A 12,822-nucleotide genomic window follows, 5' to 3' on the forward strand; every position below is an offset into this window, starting at 1 on the left:
CATAGAATCGAGTAAGAAAGCCGCTCCATTGACCAAAACATCCTCACAATCTGCGCAAAAAATCGGCACTCGTATCATTCATAGCGGGCACGAACCCAGCGAGTACTTCGGCTTCGTCAACCCGCCCGTGGTGCACGCTTCCACCGTGCTTTATCCGGACACCGCGACGATGCGGTCGCGGTCGCAGCGCTATACCTACGGACTGCGCGGAACGCCGACGACGCAGGCGCTCGAGGCGGCCATCGACGAGCTCGAAGGCTCGGCCGGCACGGTGCTCGTTCCATCGGGTCTGGCTGCGGTGACGGTCCCTCTGCTGGGCTTCCTGTCGGCGGGCGATCATCTTCTCGCGGTGGATTCGGTTTACTCTCCGACACGTCGCTTCTGCGACACGATGCTGAAGCGCATGGGGGTCGAGGTGGAGTATTTCGATCCGGCGCTCACCATGGCGGATCTCGAGGCGCGGTTCCGGCCGGAAACCCGGGTCCTGTTTCTGGAGGCGCCCGGCTCCAACACGTTCGAGATGATGGACATCGCCGCCGCTTCGGCGGTCGCGCATCGGCACGATGCCGTCGTGATGATCGACAACACCTGGGCGACGCCGCTGTTCTTCCGGCCGCTGGAGCATGGCGTCGATCTGTCGATCCATGCCCTGACGAAATATCCCGGCGGCCATTCCGACGTCATGATGGGCAGCGTGTCGGCCAACGAGCAGACGCTGACCCGGCTGCGCGAGGCGCAGATGACGATCGGCGTCAACGCCGCTCCGGACGACGCCTATCTTCTGCTGCGTGGCCTGAAGACCATGGGCGTGCGGCTTGCCGAGCACCAACGCTCCGCTCTGGCGCTCGCCGAATGGCTCGAAGGACGGGAGGGCGTCGCCAAGGTCCTGCATCCGGCGTTGCCGTCCTTTGCCGGTCATGACCTCTGGAAACGCCAGTTCTCCGGATCGAGCGGCCTGTTCTCGATCGTTCTGGACGGTGGTGGCCGGGACGCCGCCGCGGCCTTCCTCGACGCGCTGGAGATCTTCGGCCTGGGCTATTCCTGGGGCGGCTTCGAAAGCCTCGCGGTGGAGGTCGACCTGTCCGACCGCAAGGTGGCCAAGGCGCCGCAGGAGGGAGCGGTGATCCGACTGCAGATCGGGTTGGAGGACGTCACGGACCTTCAGGCGGACATCGAACGGGGGCTGGACGCCGCGAGACGGATCGCCCAGGCCTAGATTGGCGGCGCAGTGTTCTGCGGCTAAAGACCGGAAATCGCCTGAGACTTGTCTGACAAAAAACACGCGTCATCAATATGATATAACGATATCTTCAAATCCGACATTTGCTTCGGGCCGCGATGGCTCGGGTGCGAATGTCGGATTTGTGCAACAGGATGATCTTTCGTCGGCTTGGCTGCGATGCAATGCAACGAAAGAGCATTGCAAAATATCAGGCGCGGCCCAGAATCCGCAGTATGAAGCTCACAGCCCTTGTCGCGCTTGCTAGCCTTTCGAGCCTGTCGGCTTGCGCCGGAACGGCCTCCCATCTCGCGTGGCCGACGCAGCAACTGTCGCAACTGGAACTGCCCGAGCTGAACCTGTCGCGTATGGCGCTGCCTGGAGGCCGTTCGAAGCAACGGCTGACGGCGACGCGGCCTCATACGCTTTCCCAGGCGGAGGAGGATGCCGTTCATACGGTGGTCGGGAACGCCTTCACCACGCCCGAGACCGTGCAGATCTTCACCGTGAAGGCCGGGCAAACGGTTGCGGGCGACCTTGCTGTCTGCGGCGCGGTCAATGCTCGAAGATCGGACGGGAGCGCCACGGAAGCGCGGCTGTTCCGCGTCGAGGGCCAGCGCGCTGCCGACGGAAGCCTCGGCTTCGTCCTGAAGCAGGTGGCGGGCGCCAACGCCAGTACGATCGAAGTCTTTTCCGACTGCCGGGATCTCGGCCTTGCGGGCGGCCCACGGCCCGGCGGCTATTCGTCAGTTGCCGACAACCGGCTGGATACGCCGCCGCCCGATCGGCCCATGTCGGGCCCGCCCGGACCTTCTCCGGATGGTCCCCGGTAGCACCGCTTGCCTTAGGCGCCCTGATCTCGCCGTGAAACAGACCAGTTAGCGCCGCCGCTCGGGCGTTAGCTCCTTGAATCGAGGCCGCCGTTCATCGACCGAGTTCGGCGGCCGCCAGTTCTGCGACTTGCAGAGTGAGCGGCGGGTCGGACGCATCGGGCCGGCTCCACGCTGCGCTCAGGCCGGACCAAGCGAGAATCCAAAGGAGGAGCCGCCGTCGCTCCAAGTCCGCGGCCTTCGCCACGACGGCCACTCGCGCCCGAAAACGGTCAGGGTCGATGTCGACGGGTCGGCCGGGTTCGGCCACGTAGGGGTTGGGGAAAATATTGGCGAAGTCAAAGCCGCGTTCGCCGATCAGCGACTTGGGATCGATCGCCAGCCAGCCGCGCGGCCCGAAGTCGAGGACATTGCCGTGGTGAATGTCACCGTGCAGCACGACGACATCCTTCTGGGTGGAGAACAGGAGCCGGGCAGCGTCGGCCGAACGGGCAAAAATTCCGCCATGGCGTTCGGCCGCCGGCGCCAAATCCCTGAACCAGACCGGAAGCGGCACGAGATCCGCCGGCTTGGGCCGCGGTCGGGGTGCGTGCAGTCGCGCCGCCGTCGCGCAAAGGATGCGGCAAGCCTCTTCGTCCTGGCCGTCATAAGCCATCCGGATGAGCGAGCGTGGCCCCGTGGCTCGTTCGAGGAGCACCGCCCCCTCGCCCGTTGCCAGTACCGCAGCCGCGCCGGCGCCACCCCACCATTCCATGAGCGCGACGCCGCGCCGTTCTTCGTCGATCAGGGCGAGCTTCAGCATCGCCGGGTCGCCGCGCCGGAGAACCGGCATGAGCCGACTGCTGGCAGTGACGATTTCCTCGCCGTCCGGTACGAGTTCCCAACGTCGAATATAGGACTCCAGCGTCATGCCGGTTCAAGGTCCCGTCCGCTGGATGCGCGGGCGACGCCGGTCTGGCGCCGCCCCGCCTCCTGATCAAAACGGTCAGTCGCCGGCACGCGCCGCCGTCTGATAGGGCCAGCCCCAGCCATGGATCTCGGGCATGTCCTCGCCATGCTCATGGACATAGGCCTTATGCTCCTTGAGCTTAGCGTTGCAGTACTCGACCGCCGAACCCGCCTGGTTGCGCCAGCCCGGCAGACGCTCGATGGCGTCGAGCGCCAAGTGGAAGCGGTCGAGATCGTTGAGCACGACCATGTCGAACGGCGTGGTCGTCGTCCCCTCCTCCTTGTAGCCCCGCACATGGATGTTGTTGTGGTTGGCGCGCCGGTAGGTCAGGCGATGGATCAGCCAGGGATAGCCGTGGAAGGCGAAGATTACCGGCTTGCCGCGCGTGAACAGCCTGTCGAAGTCCATGTCGGTCAGCCCGTGCGGATGCTCGCCGTGCGACTGCAGCGTCATCAGGTCGACGACGTTGACGACGCGGATCTTCAGTTCCGGCATGTAGGTGCGCAGAATGTCGACCGCCGCCAGCGTCTCCAGGGTCGGCACGTCGCCGGCGCAGGCCATCACCAGATCAGGCTCGCCGTCCTCATCGTTCGAGGCCCAGTCCCAGACGCCGATGCCCTTCTCGCAATGCGCGATCGCCTGCTCCATCGTCAGCCATTGCGGCTGCGGCTGCTTGCCCGCCACGATGACGTTGATGCGGTCCCAGGTCTTCAGGCAATGATCGGCGACCCAGAGCAGCGAATTGGCGTCGGCGGGCAGGTAGACGCGCACGACATCCGCCTTCTTGTTGATCACGTGGTCGATGAAACCCGGGTCCTGGTGGGTGAAGCCGTTGTGGTCCTGGCGCCAGACGTGACTGGTCAACAGGTAGTTCAGCGAGGCGATCGGCTTGCGCCATTCCAAGTCGCGGGTGATCTTCAGCCACTTGGCATGCTGGTTGAACATCGAATCGACGATGTGGATGAACGCCTCGTAGGTCGAGAAGAAGCCGTGCCGGCCGGTGAGGAGGTAGCCTTCCAGCCAGCCCTGACAGAGATGCTCGGACAGGACCTCCATCACACGGCCGCTCTCGCTCAGGCTTTCGTCGTAGGATTCGGTCTTCTCGATCCAGACGCGGTCGGTCGCCTCGAACACGGCGCTCAGGCGGTTCGAGGCGGTTTCGTCCGGCCCCATCACGCGGAAGTTCTGGTGCGGCTCGTTCAGCTTCATGATGTCGCGCAGAAACTTGCCCAGTTCGCGCGTCGCCTCCGCCCGGCCCTCGCCCGGCTTGTCGACCGTCACGGCATAGTCGCGGAAGTCCGGCATCTCCAGATCGCGCCGGAGCAGTCCGCCGTTGGCTTCCGGCAGAGCGCCCATGCGCTTGTTGCCCTTGGGCGCGAGCGCCGCGAGTTCGGGCTTCAGGTGGCCGCCCTCGTCGAACAGTTCTTCCGGACGATAGCTCTTCAGCCATTCCTCGAGCAGGCCGAGGTTCTGGCCGTTGTCGCGCACGTCGGTGATCGGGACCTGGTGGGCGCGCCAGAAGCCTTCCACCTTCTTGCCGTTCACCTCCTTGGGGCCGGTCCAGCCCTTGGGGCTCTTCAGCACGATCATCGGCCAGCGCGGCTCGCCCGCCTTGCCGCTGTCGCGCGCCTGCTTCTGGATCTCGCGGATGCGCGCGAAACAGGCGTCGAGCGTGGCGGCCATCAGCGGATGCATCAGCGCCGGATCGTCGCCGGAAACGAACACCGGATCATAGCCGTAGCCGACGAACAGGCTGCGAAGCTCCTCTTCCTCCATGCGGCCGAAAAGCGTCGGATTGGCGATCTTGTAGCCGTTGCAGTGAAGGATCGGCAGCACCGCGCCATCGCGGATGGGATTGAGGAACTTGTTGGAGAACCAGGAGGCGGCCAGCGGCCCCGTCTCCGCTTCGCCGTCGCCGACCACGGCGGCCACCACCAGATCGGGATTGTCGAAGGCTGCGCCATAGGCGTGGAGCAGCGCGTAGCCCAGTTCGCCGCCCTCGTGGATCGAGCCCGGCGTTTCCGGCGCCGCGTGGCTCGGAATGCCGCCGGGAAACGAGAACTGCTTCATCAGCTTCTGAAGGCCGGCCGCGTCCTGGGCGATCTCGGGATAGATCTCGCTGTAGGTGCCTTCCATATAGGTGTTGGCGACCATGCCCGGCCCGCCGTGGCCCGGCCCGCAGATGTAGAGAACCTTGCAGTCGTGGCGCACGATGATGCGGTTCAGATGCGCGTAGATGAAGTTGAGGCCCGGCGTCGTGCCCCAGTGGCCGAGCAGCCGCGGCTTGGTGTGAGCGGACTGCAGCGGCTCCTTCAGGAGCGGATTGTCCATCAGGTAGATCTGCCCGACCGACAGATAGTTGGCGGCGCGCCAATAGGCGTCGATGAGCGTCATCTCGTCGCCGGGCAGAGCGTCGGCCGCCTGCCTGATCGCGTCGGGGTTCAGCGCTGTGTTCGCTCCGTGCTCTTGCATCTCGGCCTCTCCGATCGAGCTTCTGGGGAAGATCAAGGATCCGCGCCGCCTCGTTCCACCGCTTCAGCGCGTCGGTTGCAGCGGATCGCACCCGGAGGTAGCGCCGATCGGACGCTCGTCATCTCCCGACAGTCGCTTTGTGAAGATGAAGATGGCCGCGGCAAGGCGGGAGGCAGAGGCGCCGTCCGTCAGAATTGCCCCAACAAGAGCGTTCGGGCCGTGCGACGGCCACGCGAAGGTACGTTCGCCGACCGGTCATCTAGGCAATCAATGGGTGACGGAATGCAGGCGGCGAGATATCGCGAACTTGCGGAAACTGGCGGAGAGGAAGGGATTCGAACCCTCGATACGCTTTTGACGTATACTCCCTTAGCAGGGGAGCGCCTTCGACCACTCGGCCACCTCTCCAACGCCGCTCATAGGGCTTTCACTAGGATTCGCGCAACCCCATCCTTGCAGCTTTTTGCGCTAGAAAACGGAACGAAACGGGATTCCCCCGACAAATGCGGGGGAAAATTGGGGGATTGCGTTCTCTGTACGTTCTCGACGATCGCTTGCGCGAGCCCTATCCTGCTGGCCATGACAATCAGCAACACAAATCTCGCCGGCTATATCGATCTCGGCTATGGCCTTACCTGCCACTGCCGAGGCTGCGGGCGATCCTTCGAGGTAGACCTGCAGAAGCTGCTAGATCGCGTCGGTCCGGACTTCGTGATGGTCGGCAAGAATGTTCGGCTACCGATCAAATGCAAAGAGTGCGGCGGCACCGACTTTCATCCAACTGTGACCGTAAACCCGGCCGACATTCAGGGAAGAACATGAGACTGATCGTTGTCGCGATGGCGATGCTGGTCGCTGGAAGTGCGGTGGCCAAACCCCTGCCCGTCTGCTCGGGAGGGAATCGCGCGGAGCGCAAGCTAACCTGCATCGTCGATGGAGACACCGGATGGGAGCTTGGCGTCAAATGGCGGATGCTCGACATCGACACCCCGGAGTTGTCCAAGCCGGAGTGCGGCGCCGAGAAGCGCAAGGCCGAAGAGGCGCGCGACCGGCTCCGGGCCTTGATGGCCGGTGGCTACGAAATCGAGTGGTCGGGAAAGAAGGGATCGTACGGGCGCGATCTGGCGCGTGTACGGCTCTCCGACGGCCGAGATGCCGGCGATGTGTTGATCAGCGAAGGTCTGGCACAGCCCTGGCCGAACGACGGCAACGTCTGGTGCGGTTGGTGACGATTCGTTACATTTTGAAACCGTCTTCCGTTACGGCAAACGCTACAACCCTGCATCCATTTATGTGTTCAGGGGACAACTTTGGCGGATCCAGTAGACCTGTTCGTCGGCGAGCGGTTGCGAGAGCTGCGGACGGATCGTGGCATATCGCAGCAAACGCTTGGCGAAGCTCTCGGCGTGACCTTCCAGCAGCTGCAGAAATACGAGAAGGGCATCAACCGCATAAGCGCCAGCCGGCTTTATCGAGCGGCGAAGGCACTTGGCGTTGAGCCCGCCTCCTTCTTTGACGGCTTCGACGACGATTGGCCGCCGTCCTCGCTCAAGAAATCGACAATCCTCGCCACACCGCAGCTCGATGATATCTGCGATCGCCGCGTCCGGTCCGCCATCCGCAGTCTTGTGCGGGCAATCAACGGATCGGAGGATCAGGAGCCCTTGAATGAGCCGGATGCTATTCACTCTTGAGGTCCAGGCGCTCCAGATCGGAGATCGCGCGACGGATGTGTTCAGACGCGCTCACAGACAGATCTAGAAGCTCGTCTGCGGCGTATTCGAGCAACCTCAGCAGGGCGTTGATCTTCTCGGATGTCTGTTCCGATCTATCCATAGTTGCATAATATATCGAGTGAACGCCGTGTCACTCGAATAGTTTCCGCAGGGTTAAAATCGCACGAGCGTGGCGCCCGGCTGCCATCATGCTGCTCAGAAAGGAGCAGCCGCGGCATGGATCGACGCTCGTGAGTGGCGACGTCCGGCGACCACGTAGGGAAAGCGCGCTTTGGGACACTGTCATGCGCGCGACCGAGCGCAGAACCGGCTCCAGCCATCCACTGGATACGACAACCTGCCAACTCGACCGCTGAGCGTCTCATCGAAATTAACCGTTTATCTACCTTAATGGAGATGTGAAGGCACTGACCTAATTTATTTCACAATTATGGATTGCATCTGTTCTCCGAACTTATGAAAGCATGAGATGTGCTTTTCATTTGGAGGGGTCCTGCATGCCGAAAACGCCGGTCGACGTATTTGTTGGTTCACGGGTCAGAAGGCGTCGATTGGAATTGGGGATGAGCCAATCGACCCTCGCAAAGGCCATCGGCACAACATTCCAGCAAGTCCAGAAATACGAAAAGGGGACCAACCGCATCGGCGCCAGTCGACTTCACCTCATGTGCCGAGCGCTCGATGTCTCGCCAACCTATTTCTTCGAAGGCTGTGACGACGAACCGGTGCAGGTTGAGGCCAATACTGCCGAGCCAAGGCAGGGTCTGTCATCGATCGACAATGATCGCGTTCGTCGGGCTGTGGAGAATCTGATCAAGGCCATCGTCAAAAGCGAGGCCTCCTGATCAGCAGATCTCTAGTCGAATAGCGGTCGGTCTGCCACGGCGAATTCGCTCGGATCGACGAATTCCTCTCTGAACCATGGGTAACGGCCGGGATCGAACGCCGCGGTGATTGCCCTTATCAGGCGTCTAACCCGCGCCAATTTTCCCGCTTCGGGATGATAGACCAGCCAGACCTCTCTGCGCATTTGAAAGTCGGTGCGCACTGGTACGAGGTCGTCCGTCAAGGCTGACGTGTAGGTCGGCAATACGCCGAATCCCGCGTTGTTGAACAGAGCTAGCACCTGGGCGCTCGCTGTGTTCACGATGATCGACACGTAGTGCATCATCGGATCGCTTCTGACCAACTCCTGCAGCATTGCACTCGGGATCTGCTCGGCGACCTGATGCACAAACGAGAATTTTTCCATCTGGGAGAACGTCGATGGTTGCCCGTGTTTCGCGATATAGGCGCGCGAGCCATAGACCATCAGGTGCAGGTATCCCAGCCGCCGAACGATCAGGCTATCATCACGCGGGCGCAGCAGTTGCACGGCAACATCGCATTCGAGACGCGAGAGGTCCGGAATGCGCATGTCGTGCCGCACGTCGAGCTTGATCCGGCTGTTCTCGCGCTGAAATGCTACCAGATGCGGGGTAAGCCAGAATGCCCCGAGCCCTTCCGTCACGGCCAAGCGGACTATGCCCGACGCAGCGTGGCTATGACGTTGTGAGAGATGCTGTAAAGCGACCGAATGTTCGCTCATCTCGACCGCGATGTCGAAGACGCTGCGGCCTTCCGGCGTGAGCTCGACGCCTTTTGCGGTTCGGTTCAGGAGCACCGCATCCATCTGGGTCTCGAATGTCGCCAAGCGCCGCCGAACCGTGTTGATGGTCATCCCGAGCGCTCGTGACGCCGCCTTCATACTCCCCAATTCGGCGACCTTAGCGAAGACGCGAACGTCATCCCAGCTGATGGCCAATTTTTCGGGAAGAGGTCTCAAACCTGCACCGCGCTACGCATTTTTTGAACCTCCCCGACTGCATCACCTCCTGCCAGAGTTGTCCAGGACAGAGATTCGATCAACAGGGGGTGTTATCGATGGAACAAGGTTTTCATCGCGGCGTCACCAGCCAACGACGGTCTATGCGAGATCTGGACAGTATGGATCTGCAGCGGGTCGGTCGTGGCACGATGGCACGCGCTCCGTCAGAGGAGCGGCTTCGAGCTCTCGTAACGATGGCAGCATCCGACGTGCCCGGCATAGCGACACCCGAGACGGTGATCGAGATGTATCGGCACAACCCCGATACGATGATGGAAATCGTCCGAACGTCCGACGCCCACGACGACAACCGCGAAACGGGGCTTATCGCGCTTCTCCCGCTCAATGCGGCGGGCGACCAGGCGCTCTTCAGCGGCGAACTCGACACCGTTGCACCTGCTCGCCAGTATATCTGCCGGCCGAGCGAGACGGCCGTCTCGGTCTATGTTTGGGGGATCTGGGTCACGCCGCGCCTGTCGGGCGGCATCGCTCATCTGATGGAGCGACTGTCCTCCAATAAGTTTCGAGCCGCTCCGCTGTATTGCAAAGCGGCCAATGAGAAGGCGCTGCATTTTTTTGAAACGCTCGGGTTCATCCCGGGCACCGAGAAGCACGGGCGGTTGGCGGCCGATATCCTGCACTACCAACGCCGCGTCGAAGCCGTTGCAACACCTGAGGCGCCGGGCAGCAGACTTTCAATCGCAAAGCCCTATGACAGCTTTGACCCCGCCAAGGCGCGCGGCACCAGGCTGATCGGGATAAAGGTTGTCCACTCGCTGGACGAACTATTGCAGGTGCTCGCGATCCGGGGTTCAGCCTATATTGGCGAACAGGGCATCCCTTACAACGAAGACGTCGATGGCAACGACTTCACGGGCACGCATCTCATCGGCTATGTCGGGGCCGAACCGGCAGCATGCCTTCGGCTCCGCTACTTCTCCGATTTCGTAAAGCTCGAACGGCTGGCAGTCCTGCCGAGGTTTCGATCCACCAGGATTGCGTTTCGGATGGTTCGCGCGGCGATCGCCTTTGCGCGCGAGAAGGGCTACCACAAGTTCTACGGCCAGGCCGAGGCGTCGATATATCCCCTCTGGCGACGTTTTGGGTTTCAGGCGCGCGAAGGGTCGGCGGTGAGCTATCTCACTGAGCGAACCTATCTTGAAGGCGATCTGGAGACCCCGCGTCCCAATGAATACCTCACCGCTCACAGCGGAGCGTATGTCCTGCTGAGACCAGAAGGACGTTGGCACGAGGTAGGCAGGCTTGAGGCTAACGATCCCGCCGGAGGCGATCCAGTTGGAAAATAGGCGACAGGGGCCGAAGGGCTTGCGTCCGGATGAATCTCGGAAAGTCAAGGCGCTGATGCAGCTGATCCAGTACATCATTCCAGAAGTTCGAGACGTGAGCAGGCCCGCAGCATTCGCGCTTCATTTGGCCACTCAAGAGCTTGCGGTTCTTCTGATGTCCACCAATCCCGACGAAGATGAACAAGACGAATGAACGTCCGTCCGGATTATGGATCAAGTGCCCTTTCATCCTCATGCAGCCGTAGTACTATTCCAAAAAATGAGGCTCTACCTCCGCCGTTCTGTCTGGTGACCGAACGACTGACGACGCGCTCCAGATCGTAGCGAAAGGTAAGAAGTATAATGGAGCCGACACCTGAACAACTGGAAGAGACTGAACGCTATTTCCGCCGCGAGCTGTGGTGGCACGACCACCCTCGCCTCGGACGATGGCGGATGGCATGGAAACTGCTGCGCCAGGGGCAGTTGCGGCGCGAAGACTGGAAGACGCTCCTTGGACCGATCCTCGTGTCCAACTGGACGCTGATCGGCTCCGGTATCGTCATGCTGGTGACGGGCTGGTTCGTTTGGTCGTAGGGCCCACGGGCCAATAAGCATGGTCCGGATAGCGCCTATTCCGTTGAAGAACCCGGCGTTGTGACTGGCGCGGCCCGTTTGCAGATGGCTGAAGGTTGCCGACGGACAGCCTCCGCTCGGTTCTATGCGGGACTGGGCTCCGGCATCGGGATCAGCTTTGCCATCTTCCTGAGGTTCTGGGCGGTGGCTGCGAGGTGGAATTCGTCGCGGGCACCGCATGGTCCGCGTAATCGCAGCCGGTCCAGCTTCAGGATCCTCTTGAGATGCGCAAACAGCATCTCGACTTTCTTCCTCTGCCGTTTCGAGGCGCGGCCTTCCTCGCTGTTCATGATGTCCCGCGCCATGTCACGAGCGCCTTCGAAGAGGGAGCGGGAGACCTTGCGCGCCGGTTCGCGCGGCGCACAGCGTTGCTTCAGATCGCAGGTTTGGCAGTCGAACCGACTCGCCCGGTAGAGGAGCGTGGCGCCGTCATTGACCAGCGTGCCCTTGGTGGTGAGCATCTTGCCGGTCGGGCAGAAGTAGACGTCGCCGACATGGTCGTAGGTGAAGGCGCTGCGCTCGAAGGTGCCATCCCGACGTGCCGATTTGTCGAAGACGCTGACATGCGGCTCGATCCCCTGATCGTAGACCAGCCAACCGAGCATGCCGGCGGAGCCGTAACCTGTGTCGGCCGCGAGGCGAGCCGGATAGAGGCCGAAGCGCTGCCGGGTTCGCTCGATCATTTGCTTGGCCACCGCGACCTCGGCCTGACGGATCGCCGTCGTCGGTTCGACATCGACGATGATCGCGTTGTCCAGGTCGATCAGGTAGTTCGTCTCGTAAGCGAAGTAGGCCAGCCCACCGTCGGCGCCGGTCCAGCGAGCCGCTGGATCGACGGGAGAGATGAACTTCGGCTCCACCGGCGTTGCGGCACCGAAGGCGGCATCGTCCAGGACGGCGAGATATTCCTCGACAGCGCGACGGGGCTTGATCGCCGTCGGCCAGTCGGCCGGTTCGACACCCTTCTGCCGACTGGCATCGGCCTTGATCAGGCTGCCGTCCACGGCAAATCCTTCGCCGCCGACAAGGCCCTCGTCGATGCAGCGTGTCAGCACCGTTTCGAACAGACGCCGCAGAAGATCGCTGTCGCGGAAGCGGCCGTGCCGGTTCTTCGAAAACGTCGAATGATCCGGCACGGCGCCGTCGAGTCCGAGCCGGCAGAACCAACGATAGGCGAGGTTCAGATGCACCTCGTCGCAGAGCCGCCGCTCGGAGCGGATGCCGAAGCAGTAGCCGACGATCAGCATGCGCAGCATCAGTTCCGGATCAACCGAGGGACGGCCCGTGGTGCTGTAGAACGGTGCCAGCTCTCGCCGCAGGTCGGACAGGTCCACGAACCGGTCGATCGAGCGAAGAAGATGGCTCGCCGGCACATGCCGATCGAGCGAGAATTCGTAGAACAGCGACGCCTGATCAACTTGACGCGGGCCCATCATCGCTTTCGCCTCCTGTCCTTCTACAGGAGTGAATCAGCGAAACGCCTTCCGTTCAACAGCCGAGTTTTTCAACGGAATACGCCCATAAAGGTCTTTCCTTGCGTCAATAGCCGATCTCGGAAGCGGACATGTGGTTGGCTAGGCGGTCGACCTAGATGGGAGAGTTCCGGACGGTCCGCTTTCTGCCAGCTGACGATGTAAGGTGACCTGATTCGTCACCAAGAGAGCCAGAGAATGGACGAGTGATGCAGAGAACGCTCGCAATTGCTTTCGGACTATCGCTCGTCGTTGCGCCCGCACAAGCGTGCCCCGTGCACCGGGCACTGACGCCTGAGGCCGTCCGCCAAGCTGACACCATCTTCGTTGGACGTGTCGTTGGATTGGTGGCGGC

The 12,822-nt window shown here is 62.0% G+C and carries 12 protein-coding genes and 1 tRNA gene; 8 read left to right on the forward strand and 5 right to left on the reverse strand.

Annotated elements, in window-relative coordinates:
* Positions 1–28 precede the first annotated feature (28 nt).
* Positions 29–1,216 (forward strand): cystathionine beta-lyase, encoded by a 1,188-nt coding sequence (locus SMD10_RS18530; protein ID WP_331687218.1) that lies wholly within the window; start codon positions 29–31, stop codon positions 1,214–1,216.
* A gap of 239 nt (positions 1,217–1,455) precedes the next feature.
* Positions 1,456–2,052, forward strand: coding sequence for a hypothetical protein (locus SMD10_RS18535; protein ID WP_331687219.1), 597 nt, complete (start codon positions 1,456–1,458; stop codon positions 2,050–2,052).
* Between the two features lie 91 nt (positions 2,053–2,143).
* Here the strand turns inward: SMD10_RS18535 and SMD10_RS18540 are convergent, their stop codons facing one another.
* The 3 genes from SMD10_RS18540 to SMD10_RS18550 form a co-directional block, all read right to left on the reverse strand.
* Complete coding sequence (locus SMD10_RS18540) at positions 2,144–2,959, reverse strand: aminoglycoside phosphotransferase family protein (protein ID WP_331687220.1); 816 nt, start codon at positions 2,957–2,959, stop codon at positions 2,144–2,146.
* A gap of 75 nt (positions 2,960–3,034) precedes the next feature.
* The gene (locus SMD10_RS18545) at positions 3,035–5,470 is read right to left on the reverse strand and encodes a phosphoketolase family protein (RefSeq protein ID WP_490338294.1); all 2,436 of its coding nucleotides are present in this window, start codon (positions 5,468–5,470) and stop codon (positions 3,035–3,037) included.
* A gap of 317 nt (positions 5,471–5,787) precedes the next feature.
* Positions 5,788–5,878 (reverse strand) — tRNA-Ser (locus SMD10_RS18550).
* Positions 5,879–6,288: 410 nt separating this feature from the next.
* Between SMD10_RS18550 and SMD10_RS18555 the strand changes: the two genes are divergently transcribed.
* From SMD10_RS18555 to SMD10_RS18565, 3 genes are all read left to right on the forward strand, one after another.
* Complete coding sequence (locus tag SMD10_RS18555) at positions 6,289–6,699, forward strand: thermonuclease family protein (protein WP_331687221.1); 411 nt, start codon at positions 6,289–6,291, stop codon at positions 6,697–6,699.
* Between the two features lie 81 nt (positions 6,700–6,780).
* On the forward strand, positions 6,781–7,164 hold the full coding sequence (locus SMD10_RS18560) for a helix-turn-helix domain-containing protein (RefSeq protein ID WP_331687222.1): 384 nt from the start codon (positions 6,781–6,783) through the stop codon (positions 7,162–7,164).
* Positions 7,165–7,769: 605 nt separating this feature from the next.
* Positions 7,770–8,051 (forward strand): helix-turn-helix domain-containing protein, encoded by a 282-nt coding sequence (locus SMD10_RS18565; protein ID WP_432757274.1) that lies wholly within the window; start codon positions 7,770–7,772, stop codon positions 8,049–8,051.
* A gap of 11 nt (positions 8,052–8,062) precedes the next feature.
* On the opposite strand, the gene SMD10_RS18570 is transcribed toward SMD10_RS18565, so the two are convergent.
* Entirely contained in the window at positions 8,063–9,031 is a 969-nt protein-coding gene (locus tag SMD10_RS18570; RefSeq protein ID WP_331687224.1) for a LysR family transcriptional regulator, read from the reverse strand.
* 236 nt (positions 9,032–9,267) lie between these two features.
* Between SMD10_RS18570 and SMD10_RS18575 the strand changes: the two genes are divergently transcribed.
* From SMD10_RS18575 to SMD10_RS18585, 3 genes are all read left to right on the forward strand, one after another.
* A complete protein-coding gene (locus SMD10_RS18575; RefSeq protein ID WP_331687225.1) occupies positions 9,268–10,380 on the forward strand; it encodes a GNAT family N-acetyltransferase in 1,113 nt (370 codons plus the stop codon).
* A 55-nt stretch (positions 10,381–10,435) separates the two neighbouring features.
* On the forward strand, positions 10,436–10,573 hold the full coding sequence (locus SMD10_RS18580; protein WP_331687226.1) for a hypothetical protein: 138 nt from the start codon (positions 10,436–10,438) through the stop codon (positions 10,571–10,573).
* A gap of 242 nt (positions 10,574–10,815) precedes the next feature.
* On the forward strand, positions 10,816–10,956 hold the full coding sequence (locus SMD10_RS18585; RefSeq protein ID WP_331687227.1) for a hypothetical protein: 141 nt from the start codon (positions 10,816–10,818) through the stop codon (positions 10,954–10,956).
* Between the two features lie 122 nt (positions 10,957–11,078).
* Here the strand turns inward: SMD10_RS18585 and SMD10_RS18590 are convergent, their stop codons facing one another.
* Positions 11,079–12,431: an IS1182 family transposase gene (locus tag SMD10_RS18590; RefSeq protein ID WP_331687228.1), complete on the reverse strand. Its 1,353-nt coding sequence runs from the start codon at positions 12,429–12,431 to the stop codon at positions 11,079–11,081.
* Positions 12,432–12,822 lie beyond the last annotated feature (391 nt).

The organism is Consotaella aegiceratis (assembly GCF_036541425.1).
Lineage (GTDB): Bacteria > Pseudomonadota > Alphaproteobacteria > Rhizobiales > Rhizobiaceae > Consotaella > Consotaella aegiceratis.

What these genes read in the sequence shown, in the direction of transcription:
- SMD10_RS18535 (WP_331687219.1), top strand. Translation starts at nt 1,456, where the DNA reads ATGAAGCTCACAGCCCTTGTCGCGCTTGCTAGCCTTTCGAGCCTGTCG.
- SMD10_RS18540 (WP_331687220.1), bottom strand. Translation starts at nt 2,959, where the DNA reads ATGACGCTGGAGTCCTATATTCGACGTTGGGAACTCGTACCGGACGGC.
- SMD10_RS18545 (WP_490338294.1), bottom strand. Translation starts at nt 5,470, where the DNA reads ATGCAAGAGCACGGAGCGAACACAGCGCTGAACCCCGACGCGATCAGG.
- SMD10_RS18555 (WP_331687221.1), top strand. Translation starts at nt 6,289, where the DNA reads ATGAGACTGATCGTTGTCGCGATGGCGATGCTGGTCGCTGGAAGTGCG.
- SMD10_RS18565 (WP_432757274.1), top strand. Translation starts at nt 7,770, where the DNA reads ATGAGCCAATCGACCCTCGCAAAGGCCATCGGCACAACATTCCAGCAA.
- SMD10_RS18575 (WP_331687225.1), top strand. Translation starts at nt 9,268, where the DNA reads ATGGCAGCATCCGACGTGCCCGGCATAGCGACACCCGAGACGGTGATC.
- SMD10_RS18580 (WP_331687226.1), top strand. Translation starts at nt 10,436, where the DNA reads ATGCAGCTGATCCAGTACATCATTCCAGAAGTTCGAGACGTGAGCAGG.
- SMD10_RS18585 (WP_331687227.1), top strand. Translation starts at nt 10,816, where the DNA reads ATGGCATGGAAACTGCTGCGCCAGGGGCAGTTGCGGCGCGAAGACTGG.
- SMD10_RS18590 (WP_331687228.1), bottom strand. Translation starts at nt 12,431, where the DNA reads ATGATGGGCCCGCGTCAAGTTGATCAGGCGTCGCTGTTCTACGAATTC.